The organism is Paenibacillus sp. P4_E11 (assembly GCF_056401635.1).
The window spans coordinates 12,434-30,674 of sequence record NZ_JBFUIX010000013.1; the positions used below are offsets into that span (position 1 = coordinate 12,434).

Below are 18,241 nucleotides of genomic sequence, written 5' to 3' on the forward strand. Positions count from 1 at the left end.
TTCTTGACCTGAGCCCAAAATAAGGGAACCACGTTCCCTTTCCTGCAAGGATGATCGTCGCATATTCTAGGTTCGAAGATCAAGCGTCACTTTGTGGGGTTGCTTTACGCTTACTTGGCCAGCTTGACTGCTTCGCGTACGAAGCCGTTCGATTGCTCCAGCAATTGATCGGCAGTCGGTCGATCAACAGCGGCGAGCAGCATGACGATCGCTGTCTTCACGCGACCGTTGGACTGCTCATACGCTTGCTCGATCGCAGCCTCGCTTGCCTGCGTGGCGAGACTGATAATCCGCTTGGCGCGGTGAACGAGCTTACCGTTCGATGGATTGAGGTCAACCATCAGATTGTCGTACACTTTGCCCATGCGGATCATGGACGATGTAGTCAGGATGTTCAAGATGAGCTTCTGCGCGGTACCGGCTTTCATCCGGGTCGAGCCGAGCACAACCTCAGGGCCAACGACCGCTTCGATCAACAGGTCGGCCTCTTCACGCATCGGCGTGCCATAGTTATTGCACAAGCCGATAACGGTGGCGCCAAGTTCGCGAGCCCTTCGCATAGCGCCCAGTACATAAGGCGTCCGGCCACTTGCTGCTATACCCACGACCGTATCATGAGGGCCAACCGACGCAGCGTCGATGTCGCCGGCACCCGTTGCTGGACTGTCCTCGGCGCCCTCGACTGGATCCTTAATCGCGCGATCGCCACCTGCGATGATGCCTTGCACCATGGAAGGATCGGTTCCATAAGTAGGTGGGCATTCGCTCGCATCCAGAATGCCGAGTCTACCGCTGGTACCAGCACCAATATAGATCAGACGGCCACCGCTGCGGAAAGACTGCAGGATGAGGTCGACAGCTTCAGCAATAACCGGAGTAAGCTCCCTGATTTTCACTGCAATTTGCTGGTCTTCTTCATTAATCAGTCGGACAATTTCTTCAGTTGTCAGACAATCGATATTCCGCGTCCGCGGATTGACTTGTTCGGTTGTGAGGTCGTTCAATAAATTGTTCAATTCCATCAGACTCCTTTGAAGAGTTTGTTATAGTCTAGTTATGCGGAGCAGTTCCACAATGTTTATGTGCAAGCAGTGCAGCGCCGTATGCGGGCGGGTGTACGGATTCGTGAAACTTTATTTCTGGGAATTCAGCGTATACCGTGTCTCGGAATATCCTAGTATAAGTAGGGCTGTGCTTGAATATAGAGCCAGTCGTGACCAAATCGCAGGAAGCAAACCAACGATGCTTACCGATGACGGCGATCGCCGCCACGGCCAAATCGCGTGCAGCTTGAGTCACGGCGCTGATCGCGGCAGAATCTCCGTCCTCGCAGGCACGCACAGCAATTTCTGCGAACTTTGCAATATCGCTCTTGTGAATAGAGTCCTTGTATACATATGATCTCAGGTCCATAACCGTGGTGAACGCATATTGCTTCAACAAGAGTTCGGTCATGGTTGTAGGAGGGAGGATCCCGTCATAGCTGCGAGTAATAGTCTTCAATGTGCGAAGTCCGAGGTCGTAACCGCTGCCTTCATCGCCGAGAGTTTGCCCCCATCCTCCCGCACGGTATCGTTCGGCTGTCGGGGTCAGTCCATATACGATCGAGCCTGTGCCGGATATAGCGATGATGCCTTCCTCACGTTGAAGCGTAGCCATAAGCGCGATTTGCGCATCGTTCTGCAACGAGCAGTGGAAGTGAATCCCTCGTTCATCCTGGTACTGCTGCAAATACCGGTAGACTGCTTGTTGTTCTTCTTCGGTATTAATGCCGGACAATCCTAATACGAGTGCTTCCCACTGTGCATTTATGAGTTCCGGAGATGCGCGCAGGGCATCCAATAAGGCCCCCAAGTTATGCAACGCAATCGGAAATGTTACCGCATGAGGATTCGTGGATTCTCCGGTGAGACGGAGCAGCAGATTGCGTTCAGCATCAAGCGCGATCGCTTCTGTTTTTGTACCGCCACCATCGATTCCAACAACAATATGCATGTCATGTTCACCTGCCTCTCGACATCATTTTCTATTCTCGAGTATAAGGGAATCCTTTGTTGTTGTAAAACAATATTTAGTGAATATAAAAAAATGTTGAAATAAAATTTCGAAAGCGATATAATAGCAGAAGTGAAAGCGGTCCCATGTCATTTTCATAAATCGTACTAGGGATTGCTTTGTACGCTCAGGTAGCCTGGAACGCATAGAGAGGTTATACGTAGTATTTCCAATATTGCGAATAATTTATCGGGTTTCCAAGCAAACTGAAGGCATAAAGAAGGCAAAAAAATTATTAAGGGGGAACAGAAGAATGAAGATGAACAAATGGCTTGCCCTGTTCATGGTCCTCGTGCTCGTAGCCGTAACTGCAGCATGTGGCAAGAAGGCAGAAACACCACAAGCAGGCGGGGATACTACGAAGGTCGATACTACACCTGACACGGTTAAGGTATGGACTTATCCGGTTCATGGTACTTATGAAGTTGATATTAAAGACTTGGTAGCAGATTTCAACAAGCAATACCCGCATATCAAGGTTGAATATGAAGTGATGTCTTGGGCAGAGGGTCCTAAGAAGTTCGACGTTGCCCTGAATGCTGGAGATCCGCCAGATCTTTATTTCAGCGCATTGACCGGTCAATACGTGAATACGGGTCTTGCTCTTCCAATTGATACTTACATGACTCCTCAGATTAAAGAAGACTTCATGCCTGGTACGCTGGAAACGATGCAGCTGAACGGCAAACAATACGGATTCCCGTTATACCAATCGCTATGGGGTTGGGGCGGCAACAAGCGCATCCTGACTGAAGCAGGCATTGATTATAAGAAAATTCAGGAGAAGGGCTGGACTTGGACGGAATTCCTCGACGCAGCCAAGAAGCTGAACAAGAAATTACCTGATGGCACACAGCAATATGCGATTACAACGGATGGAACATCGATTGACTTCATCGATATGTTGAGCCGTGCGAACGGTCTGGTTGATTCCGTGGATGAGAAAGGGAACTTCATCTGGAACGATGCCAAGATTCTCGACACAGTGAAGTTTATCGACACCCTTAGAAAAGATGGCTACATGCCGAAAGAAACAGCAGCTCTGACACCAGCGAAACGCTCGGATATGTTCTATGCCGGTCAAACTGCGATTATCAGTAAAGCGATCCCTTACTACGATATTATGATCGCCAACCGCAATAAAGATATCGACGCTGGCAAGGTGAAAGGCGAGAAGATTGAGTACGTCCAACTGCCAGTTCCTCATGGTGATTCCATACAAGGCTACGGCAAGACACTTGGAAACGGCGAAGGCTATGTGATGTTCCGTCAGAAAAATGACAAAGGCGCGCAACACGCTAAGAACACCTTCCTCGTCATGGAAGCTCTGACTGGTGCCAAAGGTGGTAACTCCGCTAATGAATTGGCTTTGCCATTCGTTCGCAAGTCGCAAGCGAAACTGTTCGAAGGTAAAAGCATGGCCAAACCTGAGAACGTGGTAGCATCTACCAATATGCGCAACAACATTTCTCCAAATGTATCGCTAAGCATCGATATAGACAAAGCAGCTAAGCTGAAACAGTACCGCGAGCAAGTTGTGAAGCCTGTGTTCCAAGCGTTGGTAGCTGGTGAGAAGACACCTGAAGCTGCAGCGGACGAACTGAAATCCAAAGGCGCGCAAATGTTGAAATAACCCCCGGGGTTAGATAGAATAGCGTTAAAGAAGAAATAAGAAATGAGGAGTGCTCAATATGAAAGTATATATTGGGCCTTCTTTTTTCGAGTGAAGATCTTGTTGATTTGTTTGAACACGTTTGAACGCTGGACGGTGCTGCCCGAGAGGGTGGCGATCCCGTCTATCTTTGCGAGAATGGAGGAACCTTTGGTGGATAATCGTTTAACTCGGCCCAAACCGGCCGCTTCTTCCTTCGCCCGATTTTGGAAGGATTACGGATGGGCGTATCTGTTTATTTCGATTCCTATATTATTGTTCATCGTATTTACGCTTTACCCAGTTATCTCGGCGTTCATCATGAGTTTTCAGAAGTATAATGTATTGAATTCAAAATGGATTGGCCTGGACAACTACTCCTACATGATGAAGGATGAAGTGTTCTGGAAATCTATTAAAAATACAGTGCTCTTCACGATCGGAACCGTGCCGATCAACATTATTATTACGTTCGTGCTTTCCTTCTTCATCTTTCAAATGAAAAACACATGGCAGACGTTCTTCAAGGCAGCTTTATATTTGCCTGCAGTCGCCTCTGGTGTAACGATCTCCGTCGTATGGCTGGCGATCTTCGATCCGACACCTGCGGGCTTGCTGAACAAAGTGATCGGCTTCTTCGGAATCGATCCTTCCGTCTGGTTAGGTCAATCCAGCACGGCTTTGTTCTCTCTGATGCTGATGAGCTATCTGGGGGCACATGGAGCCGGCATAATCCTATACTTAGCAGCAATGGGCGGCATTCCCAAGTCGCTGTATGAAGCAGCAGATATTGACCATGCGAGCGGCTGGGCTAAGTTCAGCAAGATTACGTGGCCCCTGCTGAAGCCGACTACCCTGTACTTGACAGTGACCGGTGTCATTACTTCGTTCCAGGTATTCATTAGTGTGTACATGATGACGCAGGGTGGACCGAACTTTGCAACAACAACAATTGCTTATCTCATCTATCAGACTGCGTTCCAGTTCTCTGACTTCGGACTGGCTTCCGCACAATCGTTTGTTTTGGCGGCCATGATCATTATCGTTTCCGTCATCCAGTTCAAATTCTTCTCCTCCGATATCGAATATTAGGGTGGTGTGCACGTTGCAATCGAAATCAAAAATCGTATTAATTAGTATTTCCGCAGCGGTGCTCCTCCTGTGGGTCCTGATATCGATCGTTCCGCTCTATTGGATGATTATCGGTTCCTTCCAGGATTCCAAAGCATCTGCATCTTTCCAACCGCAATGGTGGCCTGATATATGGTCCTTGGCTCCCTATGAACGGTTTTTCGGTAAGACGTTGGCGTTGCGCTGGCTGTTCAACTCCTTGCTGGTCTCTTCCATCTTGACCGTTACGAATGTATTCTTTGCTTCATTGGCAGGGTATGCGTTCGCCAAGTTGAAATTCCCGGGTCGCAGCTCGATCTTCTGGGTATTGCTCAGTACGATGATGATTCCGGCGCAAGTGACACTTATTCCTCTGTACGTGCTGATGATCAACATGTTCGATCTGGGGAATACGTATACGGCGATTATCTTGCCGGGTATTGCTAGCGTGGGTAACATATTCTTGATGAAGCAGTACATGTCCTCATTACCGACTTCCCTTATACATGCAGCTAGGATTGATGCTTGCAGTGAGTTCGGGATATTCTGGAAAATCATTCTGCCGATGGCTAAGCCAGGGTTGGCGGTGCTTGCGATCTTTACCTTCGTGGCGAACTGGAACGATTTCTTCTGGCCCTTACTCGTTACGAGCAGCAATAGCATGCGGACGATTCAAGTCGGTCTCGCCAGTTTCCGCTTTGCGGAAGCGACGGACTTCGGTGCGATTATGGCCGGGGCTACAATCGGTGCGTTGCCGATGTTCATCTTGTTCTTCTCGTTGCAAAAATATTTCCTCCAAGGCATTACGGTTGGCGCTGTTAAAGGATAAATAGGATTAAGGAGGTCCCATAAATGGCTAGAGTGGAGTTCAAAAACGTTATCAAAGAGTATGTGGATCCGAAACGAGGGAATTTCACTGCGGTGACAGGCTCGGACTTCGTTATTAATGATAAAGAGTTCGTCGTATTCGTAGGTCCTTCCGGCTGCGGCAAGTCGACGTCTCTGCGCATGATGGCAGGGCTGGAGCGGCAATCGAGCGGTGACATTATGATTGGGGACCGAGTGGTCAACGATATGCATCCGAAGGATCGCGACATTGCAATGGTGTTCCAGGATTACGCCCTGTATCCGCATATGAGCATCAAGGAGAACTTGTCGTTCGGATTGAAGAACTTGAAGCGTCCGAAGGAGGAGATCGAGCAGAAGGTCAATAATGCTGCAGCTATTCTCGGTCTGGAGGATATGCTGGATCGCAAGCCTCGCGAATTGTCCGGGGGTCAGCGTCAACGTGTGGCTGTAGGCCGCGCGATCGTGCGCGATCCGCAAGTGTTCCTGTTCGATGAGCCGTTGTCCAACTTGGATGCGAAGCTGCGTATTCAGATGCGTGTCGAGTTGGCTGAGCTGCACAAGCGATTAGGCGCAACAATTATCTATGTCACGCATGACCAAGTGGAAGCTATGACGCTCGGCGAACGTATCGTAGTGATGAATAAAGGCACGATCCAACAGATCGCGTCACCTACTGAACTATATAACAAACCGAACAATATGTTCGTTGCCGGATTCATTGGATCGCCTGCGATGAACTTCATAGATGCGCGTATTGAAGGTGGCAAGGTCGTCGTCGAGGGAGCTACCTTCGAATTAACCGATGCTATGATCGCCGGATTGAAGGCGTATGAAGGCAAGGAAGTCGTGATGGGGATTCGTCCGGAGCATATTTATGGGGAAGATTTTGCTCATACGGTGTCGAAGGACCATACCCTGCAAGCGCAAGTACAAGTCATCGAGAACTTGGGTGCGGAAAACTTAGTATACTTCCGGATCGGCAATCGGATGGTAACGGCTCGTGTGAATCCGGAGACAGAGGCGCGTCTGGGTCAAGTGAAGACGTTCATAATCGACCGCAGCAAGCTGGTCTTCTTCGATCCTAAGACTGAGAATCGCATTGACATTTCTTAAGACGAGCAACAGCACGGTTGAGCTCGTCTGTAGCCGAGGAGGGAGAATGGGATGAAAAAGCTAAGTCAAATCGTTACGCAATCGGGAGTTCAAGTGTATCGGGAAATCGTCCCGGTCGCTTTGTTCAGCATCGTATCTTCGCTTGTGCTGCTTCCATTCGTCTTCTTCCTGCCGTACGGGCTTGCGGCGCTGTTCGCTGTATTGTTATATGTGCCGTTATGTACGGGTGTGCTGTACGCTTCCCACCGAATGTTGGATGGCGGCAAAGGAAAGCTGCGAACGATGTGGAAGGGCACGCTTCAATTTTATGGAGCTTCGGTCGTATTCGGGGCCATTATGGCGGTATTCGTACTCATCTTAATCGCTTCGTGGTGGTACTATGGTGGTAGAAGCGGAACGGCCTATTTCGCGCTGGCTGTGTTCCAAACCTACTTCATTGCGATGGTACTTGTGTCTCAAGTATATACGTTGCCTCTCGTAGTACAGGAGCGTATTGGGGTGTTCGCGGCAATCGGTCGCAGCTTCAAGCTGTTCATCGCCAACCCGATGTATACGGTCGGGGCTTTCATTCAGATGGTGTGTCTGACTGTTATTCTGGGTATCACGATTGTCGGCTTCGCCGGATTGTATGTAGGTATGGTCGGGATTTACCTGAACATGCTCACGGCTAATCTCATTCGGGAGAAAGATGCCGACAGCGGTTCAGGCAAGGAGAAGCGAACCGATCCGAAACGAGAAGATGAGCTCGCCTCCAGCATGGGCGCGGAGCGACCGCTTGCAGTATTGCGGTGAGATGCATATAAGTCAACGACAGCTGGAGCGTTCAAGTTCTCCGGCTGTTTTACTTAGATCGGGAGTTGGAATAACGAACCTGTCGATTATCTGTTGATTGAGGTGGAAACAGCCGTTCCAAGTGAAAAAGCCCCCCTTTTGCTCAAACATCTTGTTTGAACCTCCCTTGATTGTATAAGGGATTTAGCGGTATGGAGGTTCAAGCCAAAACTCGCCGGGGTCCTCTTTTTCACTTTCCACTCTATTGTTCACAATTAATCGACAGCCTCAATATTTTCGTTAAATGAAAATTGAAGGAAAGAAGAACAAAAAGGGAGTGAGCAGGAGAGTGGAGAAGCGAAGCGTCCGCCTTTGAAATCGATCCCTAACGACTAGAATCTTTTGATCAAAGGAATCGATTTCAACAGCGGGTGGAACCTTCTGTTCACTCCCTACACGCGCCAAACGGAACACTTAAGCCAAAGAACTGATCTGTGAACTTCGCTTTGGCTTTAAGCTTACTTTTCAAGAATGGGGAGTGTTAAGGGATGAGGAGAGAACAGGAGTTACAGGTCTTAACAGGTGCGGATCAACTGCCACAGTGGGCGGAACGTAATCTAGCAGGTGCCAGAATCGGGCTCTTGACCAATCCTACGGGTATCAACAGCCAATATCGCTCTACCGTGGATGTATGCGCCGGGCTGACCTCGGTTAAGCTGTCCGCCTTGTATGCTTGTGAACATGGCATACGCGGAGAGCGGCAGGCTGGTGTCTTGTTCGAGGACGAGATTGATCCGAATCTAGGTATCCCCGTCTACAGCTTGTACGGCAAAACGAAAAAACCGACTGCGGCTATGCTTGAGCATATCGATGCGGTCTTATTTGATATTCAGGATCTGGGCGTGCGCTTCTACACGTATATGACAACGATGCTGTATATGATGGAAGCTTGCGCTGAGGCAGGCAAGACGTTTGTCGTTCTGGATCGGCCTAACCCATTGGGAGGTATCATTGCCGAGGGCGGGCTGCTCGTTCCAGGTTTCGAATCGATGGTTGGCGGCTGGACGGTTCCGTTCCGCACGGGGCTTACGATCGGAGAGATCGCGGGTTACATGAACGACCAGTTGGAGTCGAAGTGTGATCTGCGAGTTGTACCGCTAGAGGGCTGGAACCGCGGGATGGAGTACCCGGATACGGGGCTGCCATGGCTCATGCCTTCGCCGAATATGCCAACCATGGATACGGTCCGGGTGTACACAGGCAACTGTTTATTCGAAGGGACGAATCTGTCCGAAGGTCGGGGAACGACGAAGCCGTTCGAGCAGATTGGCGCTCCTTGGGTTGACGGCGTCGAATTAAGTCGTGAGATGAATCGCCTAGGACTGCCAGGCGTCCAGTTCCATCCGGTTACGTTCACCCCGATGTTCTCGAAGCATCAGGGCTCATTGTGCGGGGGTGTGCATACGTTTGTGACGGATAAGGCGGCATACAAGTCACTGGAGTCCGGGCTCATCTTGCTGCATACGATCATTCGGCTGTACGGTGATTCGTTCGAATGGATTCCACCCTTCAAGGAAGGCCGCAAAAACTTCATCGATTACTTGACCGGCAGCGACTTGGTCCGAACGACGATTCAAGAGGAGGCTGGCTTGCAACACATTGTGGCAAGCTGGGCGAAGGAAGCAGAAGCGTGGAAGCAGGAACGCGCGCCTTACTTGATCTACGAAGATGACCGAAGAAAGGCGGAGAATCGATGACGTCGAATGATGTGTTGGATCTAGGAACGAGTGGAACGAGTCGAGTCGAGCAGGATATGCCCGATCTGTCCAAGTGGACGCTGCGGCAGAAGATCGGACAGCTGCTGCAGTGCGGATTCGATGGTCTTGAACCGACTGAGGATATCTTACGGCTCATACAGGAACATGCGATTGGCGGTGTTATTTTGTTCGCGCGGAACGTCCGCGACAACAAGCAGGTAGCCGAGATGAACGCGAAGCTGCAGCAAGCGGCGCTCGCTGCGGGTGGTGAGCCCCTATGGATCTCGATCGACCAGGAAGGAGGCATGGTCGCCCGCTTGACTGAAGGCGTTGCGCTTATGCCAGGTAATATGGCTATCGCCGCAGGCGGATTGCCAGATGCCGCTTATCAAGCGGCGAACGTGACTGGCCAAGAGCTTCATGCGCTTGGTATTAACTTGAACTTCGCTCCAGATCTTGACGTGAACAACAATGCCAATAACCCGGTGATCGGCGTTCGTTCTTTCGGCGAATCTTCGCAGCGGGTAGGCGACATGGGTGTGCAGGCGATTCGCGGTCTACAGGACGCGCAAGTTATGGCTGTGGCGAAGCATTTCCCCGGTCATGGCGATACGGATGTGGACTCGCACCTCGATCTGCCGACGATCCATCATGATCGCGAGCGGATCTACGATGTGGAGCTGCCGCCATTCCGGCGGGCGATTGAAGCAGGCGTCGACTCGATTATGTCGTCGCACATTTATTTCCCGGCGTTCGAGCCGGATAAGCTTCCTGCTACATTGTCCCGCCGTGTCTTGACGGGACTGCTTCGTGAAGAATTAGGGTATGAAGGCGTCATTATGACGGATTGCATGGAGATGAACGCTATCGCCGTTCACTATGGAACGGTAAACGCTGCGGTCATGGCGGTCGAAGCGGGCGCAGATACGGTGCTGCTGAGCCACCGTCACGACCTGCAATACGCGGTCGTCGAGGCGCTTGTCAACGCGGTAGCGAACGGCCGCATCAGCGAGGCGCGGCTCGACGCGTCCGTGCGCCGGCTGCTCGCGCTGAAGCGTCGGCGCGGCGTCACAGCCGCGGCGGTCGCGGCCAGCGCTGCGGCGCCGACGGCAGGCGAGGCGTTCGCCCGCGTCGGCAGCAGCGCGCACACCGAGACGGCGCGCGCGCTGAGCGAGGCCAGCGTCACGCGCGTGCGCGCGGAGGCGGGCCTGCTGCCGCTAGCGGCAGGCAAACCGACGCTCGTGCTCGGCGTGCAGCCAGCGGCGGTTTCACAGGTCGACGAGGCGTACGCCGCGCCGACCACGCTCGGTCGCGCGCTGCGGGCGCAAGGCGCCGCCGTCGACGAGCGCGTCGTCGCGCTGGCGGAGCTCGCGGAGCGGGTGGACGAGCTCGTCGAGCTCGCGCGCGGTTACGAGCAGATCGTCATCGGCTCGTACAACGCCGCGTTCTATCCGGCGCAGGGCGAGCTTGTGCGCCGAGTGATGGCGCTTGGCAAGCGACCGATCGTCGTGGCGCTGCGCAATCCGTATGACCTGCTGCAATTCCCGGATGTACCGGCGTATATAGCCGTGTACGAATCGCGGCCGCTTGCGCTGCAATCCGCAGCGAAGCATATGCTGGGCCTCATTCCGGCAGTAGGGAAGCTGCCGGTCTCGATTGGCGATCTGTATTCTGCTGGATGGGGAGGCGAATCCTGAACATGATGATCTCACTATTGAATAAACCGAGTCGACTCGTTGTTGGCTTGATGTCCGGTACTTCGCTGGACGGTGTCGATGCGGCGATCGTCCGCATTGAAGGCAGCGGACTTGATTCGAAGGTGGAGCTAGTCCACTTCACCTCTACCGCTTACGACAACGAGCTTCGCGAGAAGATCAAAGAACTGTGCAGCATCGAGCATTCTGATGTGGCGCAGGTGTGCGGCATGAACTTCCGCATGGCTCACGTGCTGGCTGATGCTGTTCACCAGGCGGTTGCAGATGCGGGCCTGACGATGGACGACATCGATCTCGTCAGCTCGCATGGGCAAACTGTGTGGCATATCCCGGAAGACGATCCGAACGATCCCACCCTGGTACGCTCTACGCTGCAGATCGGCGACATCTCGGTAATCGCCAATGCGACCGGCAAGCCGGTCGTGGGCGATTACCGTACCGCCGATATGGCGGTCGGCGGACAAGGTGCGCCGCTCGTGCCTTACGGCGACTTCATCCTGTTCCGCGATGGGTCACGCGGCCGCGTCGCCCAGAACATCGGCGGCATCGGCAACTGCGCGGCCATCCCGGCCGGCGGATTACCTGAGCAGGTCGTCGCCTTCGACACCGGCCCGGGCAATATGCTCATCGACCAAGCCGTCTATACGCTGTCCGGCGGTGAGATGAGCTATGACGCTGGAGGCGAATGGGCCGCACGTGGTGTGGCCGATGCCAGCTTTGTCGAACAGATGATGAGCCATCCGTACTTCGCCCGCAAGCCAGCGAAGTCGACTGGCCGGGAGCTGTTCGGCAAGGCGTATGCGCTCGACTGGATGTCGCGCATGCAGGCCAAGGGCTTGAGCGACGCCGACATCGTCGCGACGTTCACCGCCTTCACCGCCCACTCAATCGCCCAGAGCTATCGCGACTTCGTGCTGCCGCTCATGGCGATTGAAGAAGTGTACGTCTCCGGCGGCGGCGCCCACAACAAGACGCTGCTGCGGATGATCGCAGACCTGTTGCCTGAGCAGCGGATCTTGACCTCGGATGCGCTTGGCATCTCCGGCGATGCTAAGGAAGCTGTTGCATTCGCTATATTTGCCAATAATCTTATACATGGCATTCCGAACAACCTGCCCTCTGCAACGGGGGCTGAGAGACCAACCATCATGGGGAAGTTAGCATTTCCTTTCTAAATCGGAGACCCCGCGTCACTTTGGTGGGGTAATAGTCCGGGGTCCCCGCAAAGTAATAGGAATAAACTACGAAGGCCCTGCATCACTTTGTGGGGTAAATTAGGAGTTGAACCGTTATGCTTACGTATCGTACTTACCAATCGGGCGATGAGCGGCAGCTCGTTGAACTGTGGAATCGCTGCCTGACGAAAGACCCAGTGACGTCGAACCGCTTCCGCAATCTCGTGCTGCTTGACGCTAACTTCGACCCGCAAGGGCTGCGTGTCGCGGCAGACGAAGATGGCCGCGTAGTCGGCTGCGTCTATGCGGTCCGCCGACTGCTACCGATGCACGGCACGGAGCTAGAGCCGGATAACGGCTGGATTCCATTCTTCTTCGTCGCACCGGAACAGCGCCGCCAAGGCGTGGCAACACAACTGATGCAAGCAGCTGTCGCCTTCTTGCGATCGCAAGGGCGCAGCAACATCTTCTTCTCGTCCTACGCGCCGAACTATATCGTGCCGGGAATTGACGAGAAGAACTATCCGGCTGGTTACGCGTTCTTGCAGAGCCAAGGCTTTGCCCGGCTGTACTCGCCCATCGCGATGGACTATTCGCTAGTTGATTATGAAGCACCGGAGGACGTCGCGAGCTTGAAGCGTCAACGCATCGAAGAAGGGTACACATTCGGTACCGCTCAAGACGGTGATTTATATGAAGTCATCCAGTTCGCGACAAATGTGTTCAACACGGATTGGGGCAGAGCCATTCGCGAAGGCGTGTTGCAAGGCTTGCCGCTGTCAAGCATTCTTCTTGCTCGCGATGACGCCGGCAAGCTCGTCGGCTTCTGCCTGCACGGTGGATATGAGGGCGTGAAGGAACGGTTCGGACCGTTCGGGGTCGATCCGGGGCAGCAAGGCAAAGGCTTGGGCAAAATATTGCTGTACGACTGTCTCACCTTGATGCGTGCGCAAGGGCTGCATGGGGCTTGGTTCCTGTGGACGGGGGAGACGACACCAGCCGGATACCTGTATAAGAAAGCAGGCTTCTCGATCACCCGGAACTTCCATGTTATGAAGTTGAGCTAATCCTATATTGCTTACAAGGAGACGAACATCATGAGCACAGAACAGAAGAAATCCCACATCCTTGCAATCGGGGCCCATGCTGGCGATATGGAGCTATGTGCCGGCGCTACTATGGCCAAGTATGTCCAGGAAGGGCACAAGGTAACACTGCTTCACTTGACTCCGGGAGAGAAGGGGCATCAACGACTGACCCCGGCCGAGTATGCGAAGCAGAAGATCGAGGAAGCGCACAAGTTCGCCGACATCATCGGAGCGGACGTGAAGTTCTTCGATTACAAGGACGCCGAGCTGCCGCTAAACGATGAGATCAAGTACCAGGTGGCGGACGTCATCCGCGAAGTGAAGCCGGACATCTTGATCACCCACTGGAAGAATAGCATGCATATGGACCACTCCCGTACACACTACATCGTGCAGGATGCCCAATTCTACGCTGCGCTCAAGAACATCGAGCGTCCGCTTCCGAACCATTTTGCCCGCAAAATGTACTTCACCGACAACTGGGAAGATGCAGATGATTTCGAACCGCAAGTGTCGATTGACATCCCGGATGAAGCGTACGAAACTTGGCTTAAGGCGCTTAGCCAATATGCGTTCGCCCGCGGCGAGACAGGCTGGCCGTATATCGAATACTACAGTGCGCTGAAGATCGTTCGCGGCGCTCCCGTTCACATGAAGCGCGCAGAAGCGTTCGGTGTGCCACGCGGCTCACTGAATAAGCGGCTGCAAATGTTCGATGTTTAATTAACTATTATTCACAAGTCTTTGAACCAAACAAGCTGCCGATTCTCTCCCCAGTACGGGGGGCGAAACGGCAGCTTGTTTTTGGTTCAGGCACTTAATTGATTCAGGCAAATCATTTGCCTACGATCGGGAGCGTCCCTCCGTTAATCGTTGCACCCGCCCCAGCGTTACATCGGCCAACAGTGCCAGCAAGGCAGCCGGTATGGCTCCTGCGTACAGACGTGCGGAATTGTCCATGTTAATGCCCGAATAGATTTCACGGCCAAGCCCGTCGCCCCCAACGAGAGGAGCAATCGTTGCCACGCCTATGGCGATGACAGCGGCAATCCGGATACCCGTCACGATGAACGGCAGCGCGAGCGGCAACTGCACTTGGGTCATAATCTGCAGCGGGCTCATGCCGATTCCTTTGCCTGCCTGCATCAGTGTGGGGTCTACTTGAGTGAGCCCAACATACGTGTTACGGATTACGGGGAGCAACGAGTAGAGGAACAACCCGATGACGACCGTCGTGAAACCTAGTCCGAATACGATCATCAGCAGGACGAGCAGGGCCAGGCTTGGGAATACTTGAATCATATTGGCTGCCGTTAGGATGAATCCGGCCCATCGCTTGCTCCTGGACGCGAGAACGCCAAGTGGCATGCCTACGACCAAGGCAAGAGCTAAGCCGAGCAGCACCATAAGCAAATGCTGATACGTAAGGACAAGCAGATCCGTCCAGTTTTCTCCTACATAGCGAACGAACCGTTCCATTCAAGAGCCCCCTTTAATGCAGCAGTCCGATATCTCGCAAATATTGTTCCGCCACTTTCTTCTCATTGCGCTTGTTCACATCGACCTCGTAATTAAGCCCGATCATCGTTTCGGCGTTAATATGACCGATCAACAATGGAATGATCTCATTCAGCTCTGGATGACGTTCCAGCACGTCCTTGCGGATGACGGGGGAGGCGTCGTAGGGTGGGAAAAACTGCTTGTCGTCGACGAGTGTCTTGAGCTTGTATTCCTTCAGTCTTGCGTCCGTGGAATAGGCCAGCACAATGTCCATTTTGTTGCTGGCTACAGCGTTGTAGACGAGCGCAACTTCCATCGGGAATGTCTTGCCGAACGTAATCCCGTACACCTGCTGGAATGCTGGGTATCCGTCCGGTTGTCTTTCCAGCCAGGTCGTATCCACGCCGAGCCGCATGGAACCCGCTTTCGGTGCTACATCCGAAATGTTCTGCCAGTTGTTCTCAGCGGCCAGTTCCTGACGGACGGTAAACGCATAAGTATTCTCGAATCCGTACGGATCGAACCATCGTAACCCATAATAGCGGTCGAACCCTAGTTGGGCCTGCTCCAGCACTTTGCGACGGTCTTTGGTCAGCTCCAGTGGGAAATAATTGTCGAAGATCATCCCCGAATAAAGGGTCGCCATCTGGGTGTCGTTCTTTTTCATGGCATCCAGCACCACAGTGCTTGAGGCCAGATCAGGGAGAACTTTCACCTTCAGAGTGGTACGATCCTCGATGAGCAGTTTATACATATTGGCAATTATCTTAGGTTCTGAGAACGTCTGTGTGCCGATCCGGATCGTATTGTCAGTGCCGCAGCCGGATTCGACCGCCAATAGAGTGAGGGTCAATACTGCAAGCAGCACTTTGCCCATTCTTACAGCAAACGACCCTTTTTTCATTCGCTGACGATGTCCACATCTTGAATCAGGTCTAGGTGTCATGATCCAATCCCCTCACTTTGCATTCGCAACAGGTGCTGTTCTAGTTCTCGTCGTAACCCATCGCTCGGCAAGCCCCAGTACATAATCGGCCGCCAGGGCGAGCAGGACAGCTAGGATGGCACCTGTAATAATAAGCTCTTTGCGATTGACTCCCAGCCCGGAAAATATTAATTGCCCCAGTCCACCGGCACCAATTAGTGTGGCTAGTGTAGCCCAACTGATAATGTAGACGGTCGTGACCCGAATACCAGACATGATGTATGGGAAGGCAAGCGGCAGCTGAATGCGGAACAGTCTCTGAGCTGGACTGTAGCCCATTCCTCGCGCCGCTTCAAGCACGTTAGGATCGACTGTCTGGAAGCCGGCGTACGTATTGCGCATGATCGGCATGAGTGAATACAGGAACAAGGCGAAGATCGCAGGTATACGGCCGATACCAAGCACCGGAATAAGAATAGCGAGCAGAGCTAGACTGGGTATCGTCTGCAGAACGTTGGCAACGGCGAACACCAAGCTGTTCAACCAGCCTTTATGATTGCCGGCAAGCGCCATGCCGATCGGGATAGCGACGATGGCTCCGAGCACGACGGCGGTTAGGGAGATCAGGATGTGATCTCTCAACGCGATGCTAATGTCGGATTGCCGGCTGTGGACGAATGCGACGTATTCGGTCAGCCAGCTGGTCATGATGGCTCACCCCCGTCCGATCGTTGCTCTTCCAGCATTGTCAGTTGTTCCAGACTCATCTCTTCGGGATTGTACACATCTGCCAGATGACGAACGACACTCCCTTTCGTGATTAGCCCGATAAAACGTCCATCTTTGACGACAGGCACATAGGGCAAGCGGTGTTCAGTCAGTACAGCTAGTGCGAGAGCCAAGGAAGAACCGGACTCCGCTGTGTGTACGAATGGCTTCACCACGTCGCCCAGCTTCAAATTCTCATCCTTGTACCGGTTCAGGACTTGAAATATGGTGACATGCCCAAGAAGTTCGTTGTGTTTGCCGACAATGATCAAGGAATCGACGCGGCGTTTCTCCATGATTTTGATCGCCTCTGCCATCCCCCGTCCCGGAGAAGCCGTTACCGGATTTTCGGCCATAACATCATCGACCGTGAGATCGGTTGAAACAGTGTCGACTGCCTGCAACCGCTTCTTCCCGATGAAATCTTTGACAAATTCGTTAGCCGGATGTCGCAGAATATGCTCTGGACTGCCCTGCTGGACCACTTCGCCATCTTTCATCAGAACAATCGTGTCGGCGATCTTAATCGCTTCGTCCATGTCATGGGTAACGAACACGACTGTCTTCTTCAAATCTTGCTGGAGACGCACCAGCTCATCCTGTAATTGTTCCCGGCTGATCGGATCGAGCGCGCTGAATGGTTCATCTAGCAATATAATGTCCGGCTCGGCAGCAAGCGCCCGAATGACGCCGATACGCTGCTGTTGGCCGCCGCTCAGCTCGGAGGGAAACCGATTGCGATACGTCTCCGGCTCCAGGTTGACCATGCGCAGCAGTTCGTCCACCCTATGGTCGATCTTGTCCTTGTCCCAACCAAGAAGCCGCAGCACGACGGCAACGTTCTTCGCTATGTTCATATGCGGGAACAAGCCGACATTCTGGATCACGTAGCCAATGCTTCTTCGGAGTTGAATCGGATCGACTTGTGAGATATCCTTGTCACGAATATAAATGGTTCCCGCCGTCGGATTGTTCAGTCGGTTGATATGCTTCATGAGTGTTGATTTTCCGCAGCCACTAGGTCCGATCAGGACGTTTAATCCGCCTTCCTTGAACTCCAAGTTGATGGATTTTAAGGCTACAAAGCCGTCATCGTAAGTTTTATTCACATTTTCAAATCGAATCATAGGTCACTACCACACTTTGTAAGGGATTAGTTATTTGTTGGAAATGTTCAGCCGCTTCGTCCAAAACCCGCCGCGGAACGTTCGCGGCTCATACGAGATGACAAATGCTTTCGGAGCGTTTTCTTGAATAAGTCTCATGAGCTGTTTCTCCAAACTTCGCTTAGCCAGTACCTCCATCACGATCCGTGCCCCATCGCGACCGTCAGCCATCCAACTTGTCACCCCGAAGCCTCGTTCCCTGAGCAGGACTGGCAATGCGGATGACCCTGAATCGACGACAATCTGCAGCGTGACATATCCGAGCGCAAGCCATTCCTCGATCTTGATCCCGAGCCACACCCCGGCACCCCAACCGATGCAGTAGGCGGCCAAATTCAGCGGCTTGTCAATGTTGTTCAGGACGATGGTAAGTCCCATCAAGTAGACGAACACCTCGAACATGCTGATGAACGAAGCGAGCAGCCGTCTGGCTTTCATAACCAGGATGATGCGGATAGTGAAGAGGGAGACGTAGACGATGTTCATAAGTACGATGAAGACGATAGTCTCGATTCCGTTCATACAGAGGCATGTATCCTTTCTGCAAGCTGTTCGTGCCACTCTTGTAAAAGCTGTCATTTCCTTATAATCTGGTAAG

The 18,241-nt window shown here is 52.7% G+C and carries 17 protein-coding genes; 10 read left to right on the forward strand and 7 right to left on the reverse strand.

Annotated elements, in window-relative coordinates:
• Positions 1 to 110 precede the first annotated feature (110 nt).
• Together murQ and AC1DWB_RS07815 are read right to left on the reverse strand one after the other, a co-directional pair.
• Complete coding sequence (gene murQ / locus AC1DWB_RS07810; RefSeq protein WP_477540479.1) at positions 111 to 1,016, reverse strand: N-acetylmuramic acid 6-phosphate etherase; 906 nt, start codon at positions 1,014 to 1,016, stop codon at positions 111 to 113.
• A 34-nt stretch (positions 1,017 to 1,050) separates the two neighbouring features.
• Positions 1,051 to 1,995: a BadF/BadG/BcrA/BcrD ATPase family protein gene (locus tag AC1DWB_RS07815; RefSeq protein WP_477540480.1), complete on the reverse strand. Its 945-nt coding sequence runs from the start codon at positions 1,993 to 1,995 to the stop codon at positions 1,051 to 1,053.
• A gap of 313 nt (positions 1,996 to 2,308) precedes the next feature.
• Between AC1DWB_RS07815 and AC1DWB_RS07820 the strand changes: the two genes are divergently transcribed.
• From AC1DWB_RS07820 to AC1DWB_RS07865, 10 genes are all read left to right on the forward strand, one after another.
• Positions 2,309 to 3,688, forward strand: a complete 1,380-nt coding sequence (locus tag AC1DWB_RS07820) for an ABC transporter substrate-binding protein (protein WP_477540481.1) — start codon at positions 2,309 to 2,311, stop codon at positions 3,686 to 3,688.
• A gap of 192 nt (positions 3,689 to 3,880) precedes the next feature.
• The gene (locus AC1DWB_RS07825; RefSeq protein ID WP_477540482.1) at positions 3,881 to 4,798 is read left to right on the forward strand and encodes a carbohydrate ABC transporter permease; all 918 of its coding nucleotides are present in this window, start codon (positions 3,881 to 3,883) and stop codon (positions 4,796 to 4,798) included.
• A gap of 103 nt (positions 4,799 to 4,901) precedes the next feature.
• Positions 4,902 to 5,645, forward strand: a complete 744-nt coding sequence (locus AC1DWB_RS07830; RefSeq protein WP_477540547.1) for a carbohydrate ABC transporter permease — start codon at positions 4,902 to 4,904, stop codon at positions 5,643 to 5,645.
• A 23-nt stretch (positions 5,646 to 5,668) separates the two neighbouring features.
• On the forward strand, positions 5,669 to 6,778 hold the full coding sequence (locus AC1DWB_RS07835) for an ABC transporter ATP-binding protein (protein ID WP_477540483.1): 1,110 nt from the start codon (positions 5,669 to 5,671) through the stop codon (positions 6,776 to 6,778).
• Positions 6,779 to 6,829: 51 nt separating this feature from the next.
• A complete protein-coding gene (locus AC1DWB_RS07840) occupies positions 6,830 to 7,570 on the forward strand; it encodes a DUF2189 domain-containing protein (protein WP_477540484.1) in 741 nt (246 codons plus the stop codon).
• Positions 7,571 to 8,097: 527 nt separating this feature from the next.
• Complete coding sequence (locus AC1DWB_RS07845) at positions 8,098 to 9,306, forward strand: exo-beta-N-acetylmuramidase NamZ family protein (RefSeq protein ID WP_477540485.1); 1,209 nt, start codon at positions 8,098 to 8,100, stop codon at positions 9,304 to 9,306.
• Positions 9,303 to 11,003, forward strand: coding sequence for a beta-N-acetylhexosaminidase (nagZ, locus tag AC1DWB_RS07850; RefSeq protein ID WP_477540486.1), 1,701 nt, complete (start codon positions 9,303 to 9,305; stop codon positions 11,001 to 11,003). Before AC1DWB_RS07845 ends, nagZ begins: the two co-directional genes overlap by 4 nt.
• 2 nt (positions 11,004 to 11,005) lie before the next feature.
• On the forward strand, positions 11,006 to 12,196 hold the full coding sequence (locus tag AC1DWB_RS07855; protein ID WP_477540487.1) for an anhydro-N-acetylmuramic acid kinase: 1,191 nt from the start codon (positions 11,006 to 11,008) through the stop codon (positions 12,194 to 12,196).
• A gap of 116 nt (positions 12,197 to 12,312) precedes the next feature.
• Entirely contained in the window at positions 12,313 to 13,263 is a 951-nt protein-coding gene (locus AC1DWB_RS07860) for a GNAT family N-acetyltransferase (protein ID WP_477540488.1), read from the forward strand.
• A 30-nt stretch (positions 13,264 to 13,293) separates the two neighbouring features.
• The gene (locus AC1DWB_RS07865; protein WP_477540489.1) at positions 13,294 to 14,007 is read left to right on the forward strand and encodes a PIG-L deacetylase family protein; all 714 of its coding nucleotides are present in this window, start codon (positions 13,294 to 13,296) and stop codon (positions 14,005 to 14,007) included.
• A 120-nt stretch (positions 14,008 to 14,127) separates the two neighbouring features.
• Here the strand turns inward: AC1DWB_RS07865 and AC1DWB_RS07870 are convergent, their stop codons facing one another.
• From AC1DWB_RS07870 to AC1DWB_RS07890, 5 genes are read right to left on the reverse strand one after another with little or no spacing between them, the layout of a single operon-like run.
• Positions 14,128 to 14,763 (reverse strand): ABC transporter permease, encoded by a 636-nt coding sequence (locus tag AC1DWB_RS07870; RefSeq protein WP_477540490.1) that lies wholly within the window; start codon positions 14,761 to 14,763, stop codon positions 14,128 to 14,130.
• 13 nt (positions 14,764 to 14,776) lie between these two features.
• Positions 14,777 to 15,688 (reverse strand): glycine betaine ABC transporter substrate-binding protein, encoded by a 912-nt coding sequence (locus tag AC1DWB_RS07875; protein ID WP_477540548.1) that lies wholly within the window; start codon positions 15,686 to 15,688, stop codon positions 14,777 to 14,779.
• Between the two features lie 54 nt (positions 15,689 to 15,742).
• Entirely contained in the window at positions 15,743 to 16,417 is a 675-nt protein-coding gene (locus tag AC1DWB_RS07880) for an ABC transporter permease (protein WP_477540491.1), read from the reverse strand.
• Positions 16,414 to 17,604, reverse strand: a complete 1,191-nt coding sequence (locus AC1DWB_RS07885; protein WP_477540492.1) for an ABC transporter ATP-binding protein — start codon at positions 17,602 to 17,604, stop codon at positions 16,414 to 16,416. Before AC1DWB_RS07885 ends, AC1DWB_RS07880 begins: the two co-directional genes overlap by 4 nt.
• A gap of 30 nt (positions 17,605 to 17,634) precedes the next feature.
• Positions 17,635 to 18,165 (reverse strand): DUF2179 domain-containing protein, encoded by a 531-nt coding sequence (locus AC1DWB_RS07890; RefSeq protein WP_477540493.1) that lies wholly within the window; start codon positions 18,163 to 18,165, stop codon positions 17,635 to 17,637.
• Positions 18,166 to 18,241 lie beyond the last annotated feature (76 nt).

What these genes read in the sequence shown, in the direction of transcription:
- AC1DWB_RS07815 (WP_477540480.1), bottom strand. Translation starts at nt 1,995, where the DNA reads ATGCATATTGTTGTTGGAATCGATGGTGGCGGTACAAAAACAGAAGCG.
- AC1DWB_RS07820 (WP_477540481.1), top strand. Translation starts at nt 2,309, where the DNA reads ATGAAGATGAACAAATGGCTTGCCCTGTTCATGGTCCTCGTGCTCGTA.
- AC1DWB_RS07830 (WP_477540547.1), top strand. Translation starts at nt 4,902, where the DNA reads ATGATTATCGGTTCCTTCCAGGATTCCAAAGCATCTGCATCTTTCCAA.
- AC1DWB_RS07835 (WP_477540483.1), top strand. Translation starts at nt 5,669, where the DNA reads ATGGCTAGAGTGGAGTTCAAAAACGTTATCAAAGAGTATGTGGATCCG.
- AC1DWB_RS07840 (WP_477540484.1), top strand. Translation starts at nt 6,830, where the DNA reads ATGAAAAAGCTAAGTCAAATCGTTACGCAATCGGGAGTTCAAGTGTAT.
- AC1DWB_RS07845 (WP_477540485.1), top strand. Translation starts at nt 8,098, where the DNA reads ATGAGGAGAGAACAGGAGTTACAGGTCTTAACAGGTGCGGATCAACTG.
- nagZ (WP_477540486.1), top strand. Translation starts at nt 9,303, where the DNA reads ATGACGTCGAATGATGTGTTGGATCTAGGAACGAGTGGAACGAGTCGA.
- AC1DWB_RS07855 (WP_477540487.1), top strand. Translation starts at nt 11,006, where the DNA reads ATGATGATCTCACTATTGAATAAACCGAGTCGACTCGTTGTTGGCTTG.
- AC1DWB_RS07860 (WP_477540488.1), top strand. Translation starts at nt 12,313, where the DNA reads ATGCTTACGTATCGTACTTACCAATCGGGCGATGAGCGGCAGCTCGTT.
- AC1DWB_RS07865 (WP_477540489.1), top strand. Translation starts at nt 13,294, where the DNA reads ATGAGCACAGAACAGAAGAAATCCCACATCCTTGCAATCGGGGCCCAT.
- AC1DWB_RS07870 (WP_477540490.1), bottom strand. Translation starts at nt 14,763, where the DNA reads ATGGAACGGTTCGTTCGCTATGTAGGAGAAAACTGGACGGATCTGCTT.
- AC1DWB_RS07875 (WP_477540548.1), bottom strand. Translation starts at nt 15,688, where the DNA reads ATGAAAAAAGGGTCGTTTGCTGTAAGAATGGGCAAAGTGCTGCTTGCA.
- AC1DWB_RS07880 (WP_477540491.1), bottom strand. Translation starts at nt 16,417, where the DNA reads ATGACCAGCTGGCTGACCGAATACGTCGCATTCGTCCACAGCCGGCAA.
- AC1DWB_RS07885 (WP_477540492.1), bottom strand. Translation starts at nt 17,604, where the DNA reads ATGATTCGATTTGAAAATGTGAATAAAACTTACGATGACGGCTTTGTA.
- AC1DWB_RS07890 (WP_477540493.1), bottom strand. Translation starts at nt 18,165, where the DNA reads ATGAACGGAATCGAGACTATCGTCTTCATCGTACTTATGAACATCGTC.